General features: G+C 73.2%; 17 protein-coding genes and 4 tRNA genes. 8 read left to right on the top strand and 13 right to left on the bottom strand.

Annotated elements, in window-relative coordinates:
* Positions 1-16 precede the first annotated feature (16 nt).
* From nusG to BLT52_RS07765, 12 genes are all read right to left on the bottom strand, one after another.
* Positions 17-883: a transcription termination/antitermination protein NusG gene (nusG, locus tag BLT52_RS07820; RefSeq protein WP_090592164.1), complete on the bottom strand. Its 867-nt coding sequence runs from the start codon at positions 881-883 to the stop codon at positions 17-19.
* Positions 884-912: 29 nt separating this feature from the next.
* The gene (secE, locus tag BLT52_RS21385) at positions 913-1,581 is read right to left on the bottom strand and encodes a preprotein translocase subunit SecE (RefSeq protein WP_090592162.1); all 669 of its coding nucleotides are present in this window, start codon (positions 1,579-1,581) and stop codon (positions 913-915) included.
* A gap of 151 nt (positions 1,582-1,732) precedes the next feature.
* Positions 1,733-1,805, bottom strand: a tRNA-Trp gene (locus tag BLT52_RS07810).
* A 110-nt stretch (positions 1,806-1,915) separates the two neighbouring features.
* Positions 1,916-3,193 carry an aminotransferase class I/II-fold pyridoxal phosphate-dependent enzyme gene (locus BLT52_RS07805; RefSeq protein WP_090592160.1) on the bottom strand — a complete coding sequence of 426 codons (1,278 nt, stop codon included), beginning with the start codon at positions 3,191-3,193 and terminating at the stop codon, positions 1,916-1,918.
* Between the two features lie 102 nt (positions 3,194-3,295).
* Positions 3,296-5,086, bottom strand: coding sequence for a malto-oligosyltrehalose trehalohydrolase (gene treZ, locus BLT52_RS07800; protein ID WP_090592158.1), 1,791 nt, complete (start codon positions 5,084-5,086; stop codon positions 3,296-3,298).
* A 31-nt stretch (positions 5,087-5,117) separates the two neighbouring features.
* Positions 5,118-6,218, bottom strand: coding sequence for a UDP-N-acetylmuramate dehydrogenase (locus tag BLT52_RS07795; protein ID WP_090592156.1), 1,101 nt, complete (start codon positions 6,216-6,218; stop codon positions 5,118-5,120).
* Positions 6,211-6,654, bottom strand: a complete 444-nt coding sequence (locus BLT52_RS07790; RefSeq protein WP_090592153.1) for a MaoC/PaaZ C-terminal domain-containing protein — start codon at positions 6,652-6,654, stop codon at positions 6,211-6,213. The genes BLT52_RS07795 and BLT52_RS07790 overlap by 8 nt, the downstream gene beginning before the upstream one ends.
* A complete protein-coding gene (locus BLT52_RS07785) occupies positions 6,651-7,085 on the bottom strand; it encodes an FAS1-like dehydratase domain-containing protein (protein ID WP_090592152.1) in 435 nt (144 codons plus the stop codon). Before BLT52_RS07785 ends, BLT52_RS07790 begins: the two co-directional genes overlap by 4 nt.
* Before the next feature lie 162 nt (positions 7,086-7,247).
* Positions 7,248-7,415, bottom strand: a complete 168-nt coding sequence (gene rpmG / locus BLT52_RS07780) for a 50S ribosomal protein L33 (RefSeq protein ID WP_090592149.1) — start codon at positions 7,413-7,415, stop codon at positions 7,248-7,250.
* A gap of 62 nt (positions 7,416-7,477) precedes the next feature.
* Positions 7,478-7,551, bottom strand: a tRNA-Met gene (locus BLT52_RS07775).
* Positions 7,552-7,584: 33 nt separating this feature from the next.
* Positions 7,585-7,657: transfer RNA gene (locus tag BLT52_RS07770), tRNA-Thr, on the bottom strand.
* A 105-nt stretch (positions 7,658-7,762) separates the two neighbouring features.
* Positions 7,763-7,844, bottom strand: a tRNA-Tyr gene (locus tag BLT52_RS07765).
* A gap of 166 nt (positions 7,845-8,010) precedes the next feature.
* On the opposite strand from BLT52_RS07765, the gene BLT52_RS07760 reads away from it, so the two are divergent.
* From BLT52_RS07760 to BLT52_RS07735, 6 genes are all read left to right on the top strand, one after another.
* A complete protein-coding gene (locus BLT52_RS07760) occupies positions 8,011-8,502 on the top strand; it encodes a YajQ family cyclic di-GMP-binding protein (protein WP_090592148.1) in 492 nt (163 codons plus the stop codon).
* Between the two features lie 38 nt (positions 8,503-8,540).
* Positions 8,541-9,347: an exodeoxyribonuclease III gene (locus tag BLT52_RS07755; protein ID WP_090596457.1), complete on the top strand. Its 807-nt coding sequence runs from the start codon at positions 8,541-8,543 to the stop codon at positions 9,345-9,347.
* A 60-nt stretch (positions 9,348-9,407) separates the two neighbouring features.
* A complete protein-coding gene (locus BLT52_RS07750) occupies positions 9,408-10,469 on the top strand; it encodes an enoyl-CoA hydratase/isomerase family protein (protein WP_090592145.1) in 1,062 nt (353 codons plus the stop codon).
* Positions 10,470-10,499: 30 nt separating this feature from the next.
* Complete coding sequence (locus tag BLT52_RS07745) at positions 10,500-11,258, top strand: MBL fold metallo-hydrolase (protein WP_090592143.1); 759 nt, start codon at positions 10,500-10,502, stop codon at positions 11,256-11,258.
* 123 nt (positions 11,259-11,381) lie between these two features.
* Positions 11,382-11,759: a hypothetical protein gene (locus BLT52_RS07740; protein WP_090592141.1), complete on the top strand. Its 378-nt coding sequence runs from the start codon at positions 11,382-11,384 to the stop codon at positions 11,757-11,759.
* Positions 11,752-12,180 (top strand): hypothetical protein, encoded by a 429-nt coding sequence (locus tag BLT52_RS07735; RefSeq protein ID WP_090592139.1) that lies wholly within the window; start codon positions 11,752-11,754, stop codon positions 12,178-12,180. The genes BLT52_RS07740 and BLT52_RS07735 overlap by 8 nt, the downstream gene beginning before the upstream one ends.
* On the opposite strand, the gene mptB is transcribed toward BLT52_RS07735, so the two are convergent.
* A complete protein-coding gene (gene mptB / locus BLT52_RS07730) occupies positions 12,170-13,840 on the bottom strand; it encodes a polyprenol phosphomannose-dependent alpha 1,6 mannosyltransferase MptB (RefSeq protein ID WP_090592137.1) in 1,671 nt (556 codons plus the stop codon). The two genes, BLT52_RS07735 and mptB, sit on opposite strands and share 11 nt — an antisense overlap.
* Before the next feature lie 315 nt (positions 13,841-14,155).
* On the opposite strand from mptB, the gene BLT52_RS07725 reads away from it, so the two are divergent.
* Both BLT52_RS07725 and BLT52_RS07720 read left to right on the top strand, forming a co-directional pair.
* On the top strand, positions 14,156-16,219 hold the full coding sequence (locus BLT52_RS07725; protein ID WP_090592135.1) for a 2-oxoacid:acceptor oxidoreductase subunit alpha: 2,064 nt from the start codon (positions 14,156-14,158) through the stop codon (positions 16,217-16,219).
* On the top strand, positions 16,216-17,295 hold the full coding sequence (locus BLT52_RS07720; protein WP_090592133.1) for a 2-oxoacid:ferredoxin oxidoreductase subunit beta: 1,080 nt from the start codon (positions 16,216-16,218) through the stop codon (positions 17,293-17,295). The genes BLT52_RS07725 and BLT52_RS07720 overlap by 4 nt, the downstream gene beginning before the upstream one ends.
* Positions 17,296-17,502 lie beyond the last annotated feature (207 nt).

Raw genomic sequence — 17,502 nt, 5'->3', positions numbered from 1 at the left:
TCGCTTCTGGTGTCGGTCAGACCTTGGAGATCTGCGGGAACGTGAGGTCCACCGGGGTCTCACGGCCGAGGATCTCCACCAGCGCCCGGAGACGCTGGTTGTTGAGGTTGATCTCGGTGATCGTGGCGTGGACGCCGGCGAACGGGCCGTCGGTGACCATGACGGAGTCGCCCACCTCGTAGTCGGCGACCTCGATCTTCTTCTTGCGCTTCACCGGCTGGTCGGAGGCGGCCACCGCGGCAGCCATCACCGACGGGGCCAGCATCTTCTCCACCTCGTCGAGGCTGAGCGGGACCGGGGAGGTCGCGTGCCCGACGAAGCCGGTGACCGACGGGGTGTGGCGCACGGTGGCCCACGACTCGTCGGTGAGCTCCATCCGGACCAGCACGTAGCCGGGGAGGACGGTGCGGCGGACCTGCTTCTTGGCGCCGTTGCGGATCTCCACCACCTCCTCGGTGGGGACGACCACCTCGAAGATGTAGTCCTCCATGTTGAGGGACTGCACCCGGTTCTCGAGGTTCTGCTGCACGCGGTTCTCCATGCCGGAGTAGGTGTGCACGACGTACCACTCGCCGAACTTCGACTCGAGCTCGGCGCGCAGGGCGACCCGCGCCTCCTCGCCCACGTCGGGCCCCTCGTCGGCGGGCTCGTCCTCGTCCTCGTCGGCGGTCTCGTCCTCGTCGGTGCCGAAGTCGAGGTCGACCCCGGGCTCGGCGGCCTCGTCCTCGCTGCCGAAGTCGAGGTCGATGCCGGCTCCGTCGTCGGTGCCCTGCTCGGAGGTGAAGTCGCCGAGGTCCAGCTCGACCTCCTCGCCGGACTGCTCCGGCGAACCGAGGTCGATGTCGACCTCGGCCTGGTCGTCCTGGGTCGGGTTCTCAGACACGTTCTCTCCGTACTCGTTCGTTGGGCTCATCAGCGGAACACCTGCAGCAGGGCCCAGCCGAAGAGCAGGTCGAGGGAGCTCACCACGGTGATCATGAAGACCACGAAGACGAGCACGACCACGAAGTAGGTCCTCATCTGCTCCGCGGTGGGCCAGACCACCTTGCGCAGCTCGCCGACGGACTCGTTCACGAAGGTGGCCGGGTTGGTGCGCCCCGGGGTGGCGTCGGCCTCGGCCTCGCCACGACGGCGGGTCGCCCGTCCCTTGCTGGGTGCGAGCTCGGTGCCGGAACCGGCACCCTCCTGGGCCCGGTCGCGGCGCACGGGGCGCCGGCTCGCCGACACACCGGCGAGCTCGGGCCCGGTCGGCTCGTCGCCGTCGCGCAGCTCGTCGTCGGTGGGTTCGTCGGCCGGGACGTCCGGGGTCATGGCGCGGGCCGCGGTGCGGTCGGCGCCGTCGTGGCTCCGGTCGGCGGCCGCGGTGTCGTCGTCCGCGGTGTCGTCGTCCGGCTCGTCGGCCAGGGGGGCGTCGTCGGCGCCGTCCCCCGGCAGCTGCCCGCCCGGGACGTCCCCGCCGGGCGTGCCGGCCGGGTCGGACCCCTCCGGCTGGAGGGCGTCGGCCCCACCGACCTGCTCCGGCTCACGCGGAGACGCCGGATCCGACCCTGGGGTCGGGTCCGAGCTCTTCTCATCAGCCACGCGAGGTCCTCACATCTCCGGTGGGAGCCGTGACGGCGTCACGGCCCGGTCGAACCACCCCGTCGACGGCTCGGGGCGGAGACAGGGCGGGCGGCGCACGGCCGACCCGCATCGCGGGGGCCGGGGTGCCGTGGCACCCCGTCCCGCTCCGCAGGGCAAGAGGGACTTGAACCCCCAACCTTCGGTTTTGGAGACCGATGCTCTGCCAGTTGAGCTATTGCCCTTCGACGACTCCCTGCCTTGATCCGGCCGCGGGCGCGACAGACCAAGTCAGCGGACTCGCCAAGACATGCATAGTACGCAGTCCGGCGCGAGGAGTCGAACTCGCACCCGCTCAGACCTCGACGACCCCCTGCTGCTCCAGCGCGGCGAGCAGCACGCAGGTGGTCAGCCCCTCCATCGCCACGGCCAGCTCGGCCTCCGGCGGGAAGGAGGGCGCGATCCGGATGTTGCGGTCACGGGGGTCGTGACCGCCGGGGAACGAGGCCCCTGCCGGGGTCAGCGCGATCCCCGCCGCACGGGCCAGCGCCACCACCCGCGAGGCGGTGCCGTCGGGGACGTCCAGGCTGACGAAGTACCCGCCCTCGGGCTCGGTCCAGCTGGCGATGCCCAGGCCCCCCAGGCGGCGCTCCAGCTCGGCGCGGACCAGGGCGAACTTGGGCTCCAGCAGCTCGCGGTGGCGCCGCATCACCCGGCGCACCCCGTCGGCGTCGCGGAACCACAGCGCGTGGCGGAGGTGGTTGAGCTTGTCCGGGCCGATGGAGCGCTTGGCGGCGTGGTCGAGGTACCAGGTCAGGTTGGCCGGGCTGGAGGCCAGGAAGGACACCCCGGCGCCGGCGTAGCTGATCTTGGAGGTGGAGGCGAAGACCAGCACCCGGTCGGGGTGACCGGCCTGCTCGGCCAGTCCCAGGACGTCCAGCGGGGGGTGCTCGGTGTCGGTCAGGTGGTGCAGCGCGTAGGCGTTGTCCCAGAACACCCGGAAGTCCGGTGCGGCGGGCATCTCCAGCAGGGCCCGGGTGGTGGCCTCGTCGTAGACCGCGCCGGTGGGGTTGGCGTAGGTGGGGACCACCCAGATGCCCTTGATGGACTCGTCGGCGGCGACCAGGGCGGCGATCTCGGCCACGTCCGGACCGTGCTCGCCGAGGGCCACCGGCACCATCTCGATGCCCAGTGAGGAGAGGATCGAGAAGTGCCGGTCGTAGCCGGGGACCGGGCAGATGAACTTCACGCCCCGCCCGAACCAGGGGCCGTCACCGCCGGGGACGCCGTGCAGCACGGCCCAGGAGATGGTGTCGTGCATCAGCGACAGGCTGGAGTTGTCCCCCGCCAGCAGCTGGTCCACCTCGACCCCGAGCAGCTCGGCGAAGATGGCGCGGATCTCGGGCAGACCCTTCTGGCCGCCGTAGTTGCGCACGTCGGTGCCGTCGGCGGCGCGGGACCTCCCGGCGCCCGGCAGCGTCAGCAGCTCGTCGGAGAGGTCCAGCTGGGCCGCCGAGGGCTTGCCACGGGTGAGGTCGAGGGACAGCCCGCGCTCCTGCAGCTCGGCGTAGGCCTGCGTGGTGCCCGCCGCCAGGGCGTCGAGCTGCTGCTGGTCGAGGTCTGCCAGACCCATCACATTCGTCCTCACTGTGTGCGGTGCGGACCGCGTCGGCCCCGGCTCAGGGTATCGGCGCGGCCCGCACCCGCGGCCGGCGTTCCACGCCGGCCGTCGACCTCACGCCGTCGCCCAGACCCCCACCGCGTGCGCACCCAGCACCAGCTCGCCGTCCTCGACGCGGACGTCACCGCGCGAGACCAGCAGCCCGGCCGCACCGGTCAGCCCCGCCTCGTGCAGCGGCACCCGGACCTCGTCGGCGCTGAAGGAGGCGGTGACCGCGGAGCGTCCGCCACGGTGCAGCACCAGCCAGCCCTCCTCGGCGTCGTGGTCGACCGAGACCTCCGACCAGCGCGGGTCGGTGAGCTCGGGGCGGGTGCGCCGCAGCCCGATCAGCTCGCGGTACCAGGCCAGCAGGTCCGCGTGCTCGCCGCCGGTGGGCTCGGACCAGTCGAGCCGGGAGGAGGTGAAGGTCGCGGGGTCCTGCGGGTCCGGCACCGTCTCGGGGTCCCAGTCCATCTCCGCGAACTCGGCCAGCCGGCCCTCGGAGACGGCCTTGCCCAGCTCGGGCTCGGGGTGGGAGCTGAAGAAGGCCCAGGGCGTCGAGGCCCCCCACTCCTCCCCCATGAAGACCATCGGCGTGGACGGCCCCAGCAGCGTGAACGCGGCCGCCACGGCCAGCTGCCCCTGGCTCATCCGGCTGCGCGGGCGGCTGCCGTCGGCCCGGTTGCCGATCTGGTCGTGGTTGGCCGAGCAGACCACGAGCCGCCAGGACGGGGTGTGGGTCAGGTCGACCGGGCGGCCGTGGGTGCGTCCGCGGAAGCTGGACCAGGTGCCGTCGTGGAAGAAACCGCGGGTCAGCACCTTGGCCAGGGAGTCCAGCCCGGCGAAGTCGGCGAACCAGCCGGCGGTGTCACCGGTGAGGTTGGTGAGCAGGGCGTGGTGGAAGTCGTCGCTCCACTGCCCGGCCAGCCCGAACCCACCGGCCTGGCGCGGGGTGATCAGCCGCGGGTTGTTCATGTCGGACTCCGCGATCAGCGTGAGGGGACGCCCGACGGCCGCGCTGAGGGCGTCGGTCTCGACCGCGAGCTGCTCGAGGATGTCGTAGGCCTGCCCCGGGTCGGCCAGGGCGTGCACGGCGTCCAGCCGGAGGCCGTCGACGTGCATGTCGCGCAGCCACATCAGCGCGTTGTCGACCACGTAGCGCCGGACGGTGTCGGAGCCGCGGCCGTCGAAGTTGATCGCCGTGCCCCAGGTCGTGTTGGCCGCCTCGTTGTAGTACGGCCCGAACTCGGGCAGGTAGTTCCCGCTGGGGCCCAGGTGGTTGTAGACGACGTCCTGGACGACGCCGAGCCCGCGCTGGTGGCAGGCGTCGACGAAGTGCTGGTAGGCCGCAGGACCGCCGTAGGCCTCGTGCACCGTGTACCAGAGGACGCCGTCGTAGCCCCAGTTGTGGGTGCCGTTGAAGCCGTTCACCGGCAGGATCTCGAGGAGGTCCACCCCGAGCTCCACCAGGTGGTCCAGCCGCTCCTCGGCGGCGGCGAAGGTGCCCTCGGGGGTGAAGGTGCCGATGTGCATCTCGTAGACCACGCCACCAGCCAGCTGGCGGCCCGTCCAGGCGCCGTCCTGCCACTGGTGGGCGGACGGGTCGAAGGTGCGGGACAGCCCGTGCACGCCCTCGGGCTGGCGCGGGGAGCGCGGGTCGGGTCGGGGGGTCGGCTCCTCGTCGAGGAGGTAGCCGTAGTCGACCTCCCCCTCGGCGAGCCCGGCCGGCAGGTCGGTGGGGCGCCACCAGCCGTCGTCGTCCCGGCTCATGGCCACCTGGGTGCCGTCGGCCACCAGCGTCACCTGCTGGGGGCGCGGGGCCCAGACGGCGAAGCGGTCGCTCTCGGAACGGGTGGTGCTGGTCATGGTGTCCTCTCGCTGGGTGGGGTGTCGCGGGTCACCCGGCCGCCGGGGCGAGGGCGCACCCGACGAGCTGGGGCTCGGGCTCGAGCACGACCCCGTACCGGCGCTGTACCCCGTCGCGGATGGTCGAGGCGAGGGAGAGGAGCTGCGTCGTGGTGGCCCCGCCCCGGTTGGTCAGGGCCAGGGTGTGCTTGGTCGACACGGTGGCCGGCGGCTCACCGAACCCGCGCGGGAAGCCGGCGCGCTCGATCAGCCAGGCGGCGCTGGTCTTGACCCGGCCGTCGGGCTGGGGGAACCGGGGAGCGTCCTCGGGCAGGGTGGCCGCGCGGTCGGCGTCCAGCACGGGGTTGGTGAAGAACGAGCCGGCGCTCCAGGTGTCGTGGTCGGACTCGTCCAGCACCATGCCCTTGCCCGCCCGCAGGCCCAGCACGGCGTCGCGGACCGCGCCGGCGGGTGCCCGCCCACCCGGCTCGACACCGAGGGCCCGGGCCAGCTCGGCGTAGCGGACCGGGGCGCCCAGGGTGCCCAGCTCGAGCTGGAAGGTCACCGACAGCACCAGGTGGCGGCCGGGCTCGGACTTGAACCGCGAGCTGCGGTAGCCGAAGGCGCAGGCGGCGGCCGGGAGCGTGCGCTGGGCCCGCTCGTGGCGGTCCCAGGTGCGCACCGAGGCGATGGTCTGGCTGACGTCGGCCCCGTAGGCCCCGACGTTCTGGATCGGGCTGGCCCCGGTCAGGCCGGGGATGCCGGACAGGGCCTCCAGCCCCACCCAGCCCCGCTCGACCGTGGTGGCCACCAGGGCGTCCCAGGGCTCCCCCGCGGCGACCGTCACCGTGGCCCCTGCGCAGTCGGACAGGTCGTCCAGCACCACCCCGCGGCTGGCCACCCGGACGACGGTGCCGTCGAAGCCGTCGTCGCCGACCACCAGGTTCGACCCGCCGCCCAGCACCAGCACCGGCTCGCCGCGCCGGTCGCAGTCGGCGACGGCCTCGACCAGCTGCTCGGCGGTGGTGGCCACGACCAGGCGCCGCGCCGGACCCCCCAGGTGCAGCGTGGTCAGCGTGGAGAGCGGGACGGCCGCCGCGGGCACCGTCTCACCCCGCGCCTCGGCCGGGGTGGACGCGACGACCTCAGGCACGCTCCACCTCCACCCTCGTGGCCCCGAGCACCTTGACCCCGCCGGAGACGGCCTCGACGGTGACGGTGACCCGCCGGCCCTCGACCGCGGAGACGGCGCCGGTGAAGACGACGTCGACGCCGTCCAGCTCGTCGACCACGACCGGGCGGGTGAAGCGGGTGCTGCAGGCGCGGACGGCGCCGGGGTCGCCGACCCAGTCCGTCACCGTCTTGACCGCCAGCGCCATGGTGAACATGCCGTGCGCGACCACGCCGGGCATCCCGATGGCCTCGGCGAAGCGGTCGGACCAGTGGATCGGGTTGAGGTCGCCGGAGGCGCCGGCGTAGCGGATCAGGTCCGCCCGGGTGAGGTGGACGGTGGTCTGGGGCAGCGGCGTGCCCACCTCGACCTGGTGGCCGGCGGCGGGCACCGGGGTGCGGGTGCTGGTGGGGCTCATCGCTGCTCCTCCTCGGCGGCGTGGGAGTGCACGAAGGTGGCGCTCACGCGGCAGACCTCCTCGCCGTCGGTGGTGCTGATGGTGGCCGAGGAGCCGATCCAGTCCACCGGGCCGCGGGTCCGGACCTTCTCGATGGTCAGGGTGGCGGTCACCTCGTCACCCACCCGGAGCGGACGCGTCCACTCGAAGCCCTGCTCGCCGTGCACGATCCGCTCCAGCGCGAGGCCGAGGTCGGGGTCGTTGAACATCTGCTCCCAGGCGTGACCGGCCACCACGATGGCGAAGGTCGGCGGGGCGATCGGGGCGGCTCCGCGGAAGGCCTCGGAGTCGTCGCCCAGGGCGGTGGCCAGCTCGCGGACCTTGGCCCTGCTCACGACGTAGCGCTCGGTCGCCGGGTAGCTGCGCCCGACGTGCTCGGTGGAGATCGGCATGCGAGGGAGTCTAGGGGCCGGGTCGGACGGTTCCGGGGCCCGCGGGGGGCCGCTGGCCGGCAGGCGAAGGGACCGGGCCGGACGGGCCCGGGGACGACGAGAGCCGCCGCCCCGGCGGGGGCAGCGGCTCGTCGCGCGTCGCTCAGGACGCAGCCGGCACGGTCAGCGGGTCTCGCGGTGCGGCGTGTGCGTGTGGCACTTGGGGCAGAACTTCTTCAGCTCGAGACGATCCGGGTCGTTGCGCCGGTTCTTCTTGGTGATGTAGTTCCGGTCCTTGCACTCGGTGCAGGCAAGGGTGATCTTGGGCCGTACGTCAGATGCCTTGGCCATGATTCCTCTGTTCCCGCCGCCGGGTGGCGACGTCGTGGTCTGTGCTGCGGTGCGGCGGGCGGTAGCGGGAGCGGGATTCGAACCCGCGACCTCACGATTATGAGTCGTGCGCTCTCACCAACTGAGCTACCCCGCCGCGACCGGCGGGCACGAGGCCCACCGGTTACAGGGCCCCCATGCGGAATCGAACCGCAGACCTTCTCCTTACCATGGAGACGCTCTGCCAACTGAGCTATGGGGGCCAGCCGACGCGTAAGACTACACACTCCGGTCGGACTCACCAAACTGGCTGGTGGAGCCCACCCGGAGCCTCCGGCGGTGCGTCAGACCGCCTCGGACGAGGTGCGTGGCAGGTGTTGGATTCGAACCAACGTAGGCTGAGCCGACGGTTTTACAGACCGCTCCCTTTGGCCGCTCGGGCAACCTGCCGTGCCGATCGCTCGGCGGTGAGGAACGTTACCCCGGGAAGCACCCCGCTGACCAATCGGTACCCGGCTCCGCGGCGTTTGGCCTCCGGGCGGGCAGCGCGTCACGATGGCAGCAGCAGGGACGGACCCCGCCGGGAGCACCGGGCGGGCAGCGACAGGAGGCCGGGATGGCATCGGAGAGCTCGTTCGACGTGGTCAGCAAGGTGGACCGCCAGGAGGTGGACAACGCCCTCAACCAGGCCGCCAAGGAGGTGGCCCAGCGCTTCGACTTCAAGGGCACCGACGCGAAGATCGCCTGGTCCGGGGAGGCCGTGGAGATGCAGGCGGTGAGCGAGGAGCGGGTCAAGGCCGTGCTCGACGTCTTCCGCTCCAAGCTCGCCCGGCGCAAGGTGGACCTGAAGGCGCTGGAGGCCGGCGACCCCCGCCCGTCGGGCAAGCTGTGGAAGATCACCGCCGAGACCGTCGAGGGCATCAGCCAGGAGAACGCGAAGAAGATCACCAAGCTGCTGCGCGACGAGGGCCCCAAGGGCGTCAAGTCCCAGGTGCAGGGCGACGAGCTGCGGGTCAGCAGCAAGTCCCGCGACGACCTGCAGTCGGTGCAGCGGCTGATCCAGGCCCAGGAGTACGAGTTCGCCGTCCAGTTCGTGAACTACCGCTGAGCCAGGTGCCTCCCCCGCCCCCGGCCACCGGGTCGGTGCTGCGGGTGGCCAGTGCCAACGTCAACGGCGTCCGGGCGGCGGTGCGTCGGGGTCTGGGCGACTGGCTGACCGACCGCGCCCCCGACGTGGTGGCCCTGCAGGAGGTGCGCTGCGCCCCCGAGCTGGTGCCCCCGCTGCCCGGCTGGCACCTCAGCCTGGACGCCGGCTCCCGGGCCGGGCGGAACGGGGTCGCGGTGCTCTCGCGGGAGCGTCCGAGCGCGGTCCGCACCGGGATCGGCAACGTCGCCTTCGCCGACGAGGGCCGCTACCTCGAGGTGGACCTGGACGACGCGGGCCTGACCGTCGCCTCGCTCTACCTGCCCAAGGGCGACCGAGCCGCCGACGGCCCACGCGCCGAGGCCCGCCAGCGGCGCAAGCTGCGGTTCATGGCCTCCCTGGCCCGCCAGCTGACCGGTTCCCGACTGGCTGCGGCCCGCGCCGGACGCGAGTTCGTGGTGATGGGCGACTTCAACATCGCGCACACCGAGCTGGACCTGGCGAGCTGGCGGACCAACCGGCGCAGCCCGGGCTTCCTGCCCGAGGAGCGGGAGTGGTTCGGCTCGCTGCTGTCCCCCCGGCGGCTGGTCGACGTGGTGCGCTCGCTGCACCCCGGCGAGAGCGGGCCCTACTCGTGGTGGACCTGGCGGGGGCAGGCCTTCGCCAACGACACCGGGTGGCGGATCGACTACCAGCTGGCCTCCCCCGGCCTGGCCGCCCGCGCGCTGCGCGGGGGCACCGACCGTGAGCCGTCCTACCAGGCGAGGATGAGCGACCACTCCCCCGTCCTGGTCGACTACGCACGCTGAGACGCGTCCGGGCGCATCCGGCCCCGCACCGGCACGCGGTCGGCTGGGTAGGTTGCCGACATGTCCGACGAGCTGACCCCCTCCGCCAGCACCCCCGACGTGCTGGTCGGTCGCCGCGGCCGGCTGGGCCTGGTCCGGCTGAACCGTCCGCGGGCCATCAACGCGCTCACCACCCCGATGGTCGTCGCCGTGGCCGAGGAGCTGGAGCGCCTCGCCACCGCGGGCGTGGACGCGATCTGGCTGGACGGGGCCGGTGAGCGCGGGCTCTGCGCCGGCGGGGACGTCCGCGCCGTCCGCGAGGCCGCGCTGGCCGGGGACGCCTCGGGGGCGGAGTTCTTCGAGCGCGAGTACGCGATGGACGCCGCCGTGGCCGCCTCCCCGGTGCCGGTGGTGGCCTGGATGGACGGCGTGGTGATGGGCGGCGGCGTCGGCGTCTCGGTGCACGCCCAGCGGCGCCTGGTCACCGAGCGCACCAGACTGGCCATGCCCGAGACGGTCATCGGCTTCTTCCCCGACGTCGGCGCGCTGTGGTGGCTGTCGCGCTGCCCCGGAGGTACCGGGACGGCGCTGGCCCTCTCCGGGACCCCGGTCGGTGGTGCCGACGCCGTCGCCCTCGGCCTGGCCGACCAGCTGGTGGGCAGCGCCGAGCGCGAGGAGCTGCTCGACCGGGCCGCCGAGGGGGACGACCTGGGCACCGCCGGCCTGGGTGCCGAGGACGTCCGGAGCCCCTGGCTGGACGCCGCGGCGGCGCTGGAGCCCCTGGTCGCCGGCGACGACCCGGCCCTGGTGCTGCAGCGTCTCCGGGCCGCGGACCACCCGCTGGCCCACCGGCTGGCCGAGGAGGTGGCCTCCCGCAGCCCGTGGGCGGTCGCGGTCACCCTGGCCGCGCTCCGCCGGGCGGAGCGGATGACGTCCCTGCAGCAGGTGCTGGACCAGGACCGCCGGCTGGCCGTGCCGATGGCCAGCCACCCCGACTTCGCCGAGGGCGTCCGCGCCCAGCTGGTCGACAAGGACCGGGCCCCGCGCTGGCAGCACCCCGACCTGTCCTCGGTCGACCCCGCCGAGGTGGAGGCCCTGTTCGCCCCCGGGACCGACGGGGGTGCCGCTCACGCACCTGGGTAAGCAGCGACCAGGACCGACGGAGGAGACGACATGGCACGCGACCGGGCACCGGTGACCGAGGTGGCCGACGGGGTGCACCGACTGGCCACCCACCACGTCAGCTGCTACCTCGTGGTCGACGGGGACGAGGTGACCCTGGTCGACGCCGGGCTGCCCGCCACCTGGAAGGCCCTCCCCGCCGCGCTGGCCTCCCTGGGACGCCGGTTCCAGGACCTGCGGGCGGTGGTGCTGACCCACGCCCACTTCGACCACATCGGGATCGCCGAGCGGCTCCGCCGCGAGAAGGGCGTCGTGGTGCACCTGCACCCGGAGGACGCCTGGCTGGCCGCCCACCCCTACCGGTACCGCCACGAACGGGCCCGACCGCCGTACCTGGTCCAGCACCCGCGGGCGCTGCCGGGGCTGACCTCGATGGTGGCCGGCGGCGCGCTGCGGGTGCCACCGCTGCACCACACCCGCCCGATCGCCGACCGGGAGGTGCTGGAGGTGCCCGGTCGCCCGGTCGTCCACCACACCCCCGGGCACACCGACGGGCACTGCGTGCTGCACCTGCCCGAGCGCTCGGTGCTGCTGACCGGGGACGCGCTGGTCACCACCGACCCCTACACCGCCCGGCGCGGACCCCAGCTGGTGGCCCGCGCGGCCACCGCGTCGGTCAGCACCGCCCGGGAGAGCCTGGGCAGGATCCGCGCGCTCGAGGCCGACGTGCTGCTGCCGGGGCACGGGGACCCCTTCACCGGGGGCACCGCCCGCGCCGTCGACGAGGCACTGGCCCAGCCGGTGCAGTGAGCCGGGGCCCGGAGGTGCCAGGTCACGCCGCCGGTGGCGCCGCCGGGCGGGTGAGCCGTCGGCACGCCGGCGCCCGGGCAGCGTCCGTCCCCGCCCTCGGGGCCGCTGGGTAGGGTCTGCGCCATGGTCCTGGGGTTGTCGCTGGCGCTGACCGCGCTCTGCCTGGCCGCGACGGTGTGGGCCGTGGTGAAGATCCTGCGACGCACCCCGCTCCGGCTGGACGCCCCGGCCGACCGGGTGCTGCTCGGCCTGCTGGCGCTGGTGGAGCTGGGGCTGCTGGCCCAGGCGGTGACCGGCTTCGTGCTGGTCGGCTCGAACCCCGGGGTGCCCCTGCTCAGCTTCGCGGTCTACCTGGTCGGGGTGCTGCTGATCCTGCCGGCCGGTGTCTTCTGGGCACTGGTCGACCGCACCCGCGCCGGCGCCGGCGTGCTGGTGGTGGCCTGCCTCACGGTGCCGGCCATCATCCTGCGCACGCACCAGGTCTGGGGCAGCGGTGGCTGAGCCCGTCACCCTCGCCGAGCGGACCCGCAGCGGCCTCGGCCGCGTGCTGATCGCCGTGTACGCCGTCTTCGCCCTCGCCGCCACGTCGCGCACCGTGGTGCAGGTGGTGGACCGCTTCGAGGTCGCCCCGCTCGCCTTCACCCTCTCCGGGCTGGCTGCCCTGGTCTACGTCCTGGCCACCGTCTGCCTGGTCCGCGGCGACCGCGGGTCGCGCCGGCTGGCTGCGCTCTCCTGCACCCTGGAGCTGGTGGGGGTGCTGGTCGTGGGGGCGCTGAGCCTGGTGCTCCCCGCGCTGTTCCCGGAGGCGACCGTGTGGTCGCGCTTCGGTCAGGGCTACGGCTTCGTCCCCGTCCTGCTCCCCGTGCTGGGGCTGTGGTGGCTGCGCCGCAGCGGGCGCGAGGGCGCCGGGGTCAGCGGCTGAGGGACGTCGGACGCGCCGGGCCGGGCACCAGCAGGGCCCGCAGCACCGCGTACCGCGGCACCAGCAGACGCCAGCCCGCCGGCTCACCGGGGACCCCGCCGAGCTCGTGCGAGGACGTCTTGTCGAACAGCCAGACGCGCCAGGCGATCAGCCCCAGCGCGACGACCCCGATCACGGTCGCCTCGTTCTTCCAGGCCAGGTTCATCGCGATGTAGCCGAGCAGCCCGGCCGAGGCCCACACCGCCGCCCGCAGCATCCGCCGGCTGGGGCTGGTGAGACCCAGCAGCACCCCGGCCCAGGAGAGGTACCAGCCGTGCAGGGCCGGGCCGCAGAGGGCCACGGCGAGCAGCGACCAGGCCAGCGAGGTGACCGGGCGGCGGTGGGCCACGGTCAGGGCCAGCCAGCCGATCAGGCCGACGCAGGCCACCATGAACGCGGTCCGGACGACGCGGACCGACGTCCAGGACAGGTCGTAGAGGCCGAGGGCGTAGAAGAGCTGGGAGAACGCCTCTCCGAGCAACGTCGAGGGCGACATCGTGGCCACCATGCCGGGGACGTTCATCCCCGCGATCCAGCCGAAGCCCAGACCGGTCGCCAGGTTGATGAGCAGGAAGATCGCGATCACCAGCAGGCTGGCGCCCAGACCCCGGCGGACCACCCGCAGGGTGCGCTCCCGGACGTCGACCATCGCCGTCCCCGGTCGGAGCCGGGCCAGCGACAGCGAGCTGCTGCGGGTCAGCACCGGGTCGGCCAGGACGGCGACGGCCAGCACCGCGAAGATCGCCGGCAGCTTGATCGCCGCGGCGGCGGCCACCAGCGCGACCGCGACCACCAGCCGCCCCTGCAGGGCCAACCACAGGGCGGCCACCACCAGGGCCATCATCAGCGCGTCGTTGTGGGCCCCGCCGACCAGGTGCACCAGCACCAGCGGGTTCACCAGACCGAGCCAGAGCGCCAGCTGCGGGTCGACGCCGACCCGACGGGCGATCTTGGGCAGCAGGTAGAGCATCACGGCGACCGCGAGCAGGACCGGGACCCGCATCCCCACCACGGACCAGTACGGGTGGTGGGCGAAGAGGTCGACCACCAGGTGGTTGAGCTGCAGGTCCAGCGGGCCGTAGGGCGCCGGCGTCCAGCGCCAGACCATCACCGTCTGCTCGGCGAAGAGGCCGGGCAGCGCACCGACCCCCACCTCGTAGGGGTTGAGCCCGTTGTGGATCAGCCAGCCCTCGGCGGCGTAGGCGTAGGCGTCGGCGCTGAAGACCGGCGGCACCAGCAGGAACGGCACGCTCCAGATGGCCACCACCGCGGGGTGGCTGAGCCCGGGCTCCCGGGAGGGGCGGGTGGCGAACCAGGCGTCCAGCAGCAGGCCCACGCCCAGCATCAGCAGCGCGGAGCCGAGGGCGGTGCCCACCGGGGTCTGCAGGAACCCCACCCCGGGGACCCCCTGCACCGGGTTGGCCTCGGGCAGGTATCCCGGCGTCAGGGAGCCGAGGGTGAGCAACGCCACACCCAGCATCCCGCGGCGCACCGCCGCGACGCGCCAGGCGTCCAGCAGCGCCGTCCGGGTCGTGCGGAGGGCAGCGACCGTGGCATGCTCGGCGCGCGCCGGAGCCGTCCGCGACACCGGCTGGGCCGGGGGCAGACGGACAGGGGACAACGCGAGCTCCTCGATCGGGTCGGGAGCGGACCCCCGACGTGGTGCGGTCCGGCCCTCCGACGGCGTCCCGGGCGGGACGGTCGGCGGCCTGGACGCCGCGCACGGGCCACCTGAGCTCGCGCGGGCTGCGGCTCAGGATACGCGAGAGCCCGTCCGCACCGGCCAGGCGCGGCGGGCAGGTCGTCGCAGCCGCCCGCGAGGCCCGTCTGAGCGGGTGGACGCCGTGCGGATGAATTACGCAAGGCGCGTAGACTCCAATAGGCCTCGGACGCACACGCGGCAGGGCCAGAACCGACTCAGAGGGGCAAGTTCCAGGTGCCAGCCGTCCACACACTCGACCGTGTTGTCATCCGATTCGCCGGCGACTCCGGCGACGGCATGCAGCTCACCGGAGACCGCTTCACCGCGGACTCGGCCGTCTTCGGCAACGACATCTCGACGCTGCCGAACTTCCCGGCCGAGATCCGCGCCCCGCAGGGCACCCTGCCCGGCGTCTCCAGCTTCCAGGTCCACTTCGCCAACTACGACATCATGACCCCCGGCGACCGTCCCGACGTGCTGGTGGCGATGAACCCGGCGGCGCTCAAGGCCAACATGGCCGACCTGCCCAAGGGCGCGGTGATCATCGCCGACCGGGCGGAGTTCACCAAGCGGAACCTGACCAAGGTGGGCTACGAGGCCGACCCGCTGTCGGACGACAGCCTGGCCGACTTCCAGGTCCACTCGCTGGACCTGACCGGCATGACGGTCGCCGCGGTGAAGGAGTTCGGCCTCAGCCGCAAGGACGCCTCGCGCGCGAAGAACATGTTCGCCCTGGGCATGGTGTCCTGGCTCTACCACCGCCCCACCGAGGGCACGCTGGCCTTCCTGGCCGAGAAGTTCGCCAAGAAGCCCGACATCCGTGACGCCAACATCACCGCCTTCAAGGCCGGCCACGCCTTCGGCGAGACCACCGAGACCTTCGCCGTCCGCTACGAGGTGGCCCCGGCCCCGATGCGCTCGGGCCGCTACCGCCAGATCTCGGGCAACCTGGCCACCGCCTACGGGCTGATCACCGGCGCGAGCAAGGCCGGGCTGCCGATGTTCATGGGCGCCTACCCGATCACCCCGGCCTCGGACGTCCTGCACGAGCTGAGCAGGCACAAGCGCCACGGCGTGACCACCTTCCAGGCCGAGGACGAGATCGCCGCCGTCGGGGCGGCCCTGGGCGCCTCCTTCGCCGGGCACCTGGGCGTCACCGCCTCCTCGGGTCCCGGCATCGCGCTGAAGGCCGAGACCATCGGCCTGGCCGTGATGACCGAGCTGCCCCTGGTAGTGGTGGACGTCCAGCGCGCCGGCCCCAGCACCGGCATGCCGACCAAGACCGAGCAGGCCGACCTGCTGCAGGTGATGTACGGGCGCAACGGCGAGGCCCCGGTCCCGGTGCTGGCCGCCCAGTCCCCCGCGGACTGCTTCGAGACCGCCATCGAGGCCGTCCGGATCGCGGTCCGCTACCGGACCCCGGTGGTGATGCTGAGCGACGGCTACCTGGCCAACGGCGCCGAGCCGTGGCTGGTCCCCGACCTCTCCGCGATCGAGCCGATCGACCCCGGCTTCGCCACCGAGCCCAACGCCACCGACGCCAAGGGCAACCCGGCCTTCCACCCCTACCTGCGCGACGAGACCACGCTGGCCCGGCCGTGGGCGGTCCCCGGCACCCCCGGTCTGGAGCACCGCATCGGCGGCCTGGAGAAGGCCCGGGACACCGGCAACATCTCCTACGACGGCGCCAACCACGACGAGATGGTCCGCACCCGCCAGGCCAAGGTCGCCGGCGTCGTGGCCGACATCCCCGACCTGGTGGTCGACGACCCCGGGGCCGAGGACGGCGACGGCGCGAAGGTGCTGGTGCTGGGCTGGGGCTCCACCTACGGCCCGATCACCGCGGCCGTCCGCCGGGTCCGCAAGGAGGGCCACCGGGTGGCCCAGACGCACCTGCGTCACCTCAACCCGTTCCCGGCCAACCTCGGGGACGTGCTGCACCGCTACGAGCGGGTGGTCGTGCCGGAGATGAACCTGGGCCAGCTGGCCATGATGCTGCGGGCCCGCTACCTGGTCGACGTCGAGTCCTACTCCCGGGTCCGGGGGCTGCCGATCTCGCTGTCCGAGCTCGCGGTGGACCTGATCACCGTGGTCGACGAGGTCGAGGGGCGCAGCGCGGACGAGATCGCCGCCGAGATCGCCGCGCTCGGCACCGACGAGGTCCGCAACTTCCTGGGCGACCAGCAGTTCGACCTCGACTCCAGCCAGCAGAGCCAGCCCGTGCGCGTCGCCGGCCGGTCCTCCGGCCACGCGGGAGCCGCACCCAGCACGACCAGCGACGAGGAGGCACAGCGATGACCACCACCGACCCCGGCACCCGCCCGACCTACAAGGGTCTGGCCGGCGTCCCGCTCAGCATCGAGCCGCTGACCCGCAAGGACTTCACCAGCGACCAGGAGGTGCGCTGGTGCCCCGGCTGCGGCGACTACGCCGTGCTGGCCGCCTTCCAGGGCTTCATGCCCGAGCTGGGCATCAAGCGGGAGAACACCGTCATCGTCTCCGGCATCGGCTGCTCCTCGCGGTTCCCCTACTACGTGGACTCCTACGGGATGCACTCCATCCACGGGCGCGCCCCGGCGATCGCCACCGGGGTGGCCACCGCCCGTCCCGACGTGGGCGTGTGGGTGGTGACCGGTGACGGCGACGCGCTGTCCATCGGCGGCAACCACCTGATCCACGCGCTGCGCCGCAACGTCAACTTCACGATCCTGCTGTTCAACAACCGGATCTACGGGCTGACCAAGGGCCAGTACTCCCCCACCTCCGAGGTGGGCAAGGTGACGAAGTCGACGCCGATGGGCTCGGTGGACTCCCCGTTCAACCCGATCTCGCTGGCCCTGGGCGCGGAGGCGTCCTTCGTGGCCCGCACTGTGGACTCCGACCGCCAGCACCTCAGCGAGGTGCTCAAGGCCGCCGCCCAGCACCGCGGCTCGTCGTTCGTGGAGATCTACCAGAACTGCCCCGTCTTCAACGACGGCGCCTTCGACGCCCTCAAGGACAAGGACTCCGCGGTCGAGTCGATCATCCCGCTGCGCCACGGCGAGCCGATCGTCTTCGGGGCGGGAGGACGTCTGGGTGTGGTCCGCGACCCCGCCACCGGCGACCTGTCGATCCGCGAGGTGGCCGAGGTCGGCGTCGAGGCCCTGGTCGTCCACGACGCGCACCGCAAGGACCCGTCCTACGCCTTCGGCCTCTCGCGGCTGACCGACGCCGGGGTCCTGCAGCGCTCCCCGATCGGCATATTCCGCGACGTCGAGCGCCCGTCCTACGACGACCTGACCCGCGAGCAGGTCGCCCTGGCCCAGTCCGGCGGGGTGCCCGACAGCGCCCTGCAGGACCTGATCGCCGGGAAGGACACCTGGCAGGTCAGCTGACCACCTCGTCACCCCGGACGTCCCGCGTCCACCGCACCGCCCTCCGGCTCCGGCCGGGGGGCGGTCGTGGTTCCCGACCTCATCACGGTCCGGGACGTGGCCCCCAGCCGCTCAGCTGGGGCGATGAAGAAGGCGACGGATTTTGGGGGGCTGTCGGCGGGGGACGGTACGAGCAGCCAGTGACGACGCCGGGCCCGCGACCCGCCA

The sequence above is a fragment of the Auraticoccus monumenti genome (assembly GCF_900101785.1).
GTDB classification, from domain to species: Bacteria; Actinomycetota; Actinomycetes; order Propionibacteriales; family Propionibacteriaceae; genus Auraticoccus; species Auraticoccus monumenti.
This window is presented reverse-complemented; position numbering and strand designations above follow the sequence as displayed.

Coding starts and splice junctions, on each gene's coding strand:
- BLT52_RS07740 (WP_090592141.1), top strand. CDS start 11,382: ATGGTCCTGGGGTTGTCGCTGGCGCTGACCGCGCTCTGCCTGGCCGCG.
- BLT52_RS07750 (WP_090592145.1), top strand. CDS start 9,408: ATGTCCGACGAGCTGACCCCCTCCGCCAGCACCCCCGACGTGCTGGTC.
- rpmG (WP_090592149.1), bottom strand. CDS start 7,415: ATGGCCAAGGCATCTGACGTACGGCCCAAGATCACCCTTGCCTGCACC.
- BLT52_RS07760 (WP_090592148.1), top strand. CDS start 8,011: ATGGCATCGGAGAGCTCGTTCGACGTGGTCAGCAAGGTGGACCGCCAG.
- treZ (WP_090592158.1), bottom strand. CDS start 5,086: ATGACCAGCACCACCCGTTCCGAGAGCGACCGCTTCGCCGTCTGGGCC.
- BLT52_RS07745 (WP_090592143.1), top strand. CDS start 10,500: ATGGCACGCGACCGGGCACCGGTGACCGAGGTGGCCGACGGGGTGCAC.
- BLT52_RS07785 (WP_090592152.1), bottom strand. CDS start 7,085: ATGCCGATCTCCACCGAGCACGTCGGGCGCAGCTACCCGGCGACCGAG.
- BLT52_RS07720 (WP_090592133.1), top strand. CDS start 16,216: ATGACCACCACCGACCCCGGCACCCGCCCGACCTACAAGGGTCTGGCC.
- BLT52_RS07790 (WP_090592153.1), bottom strand. CDS start 6,654: ATGAGCCCCACCAGCACCCGCACCCCGGTGCCCGCCGCCGGCCACCAG.
- BLT52_RS07805 (WP_090592160.1), bottom strand. CDS start 3,193: ATGGGTCTGGCAGACCTCGACCAGCAGCAGCTCGACGCCCTGGCGGCG.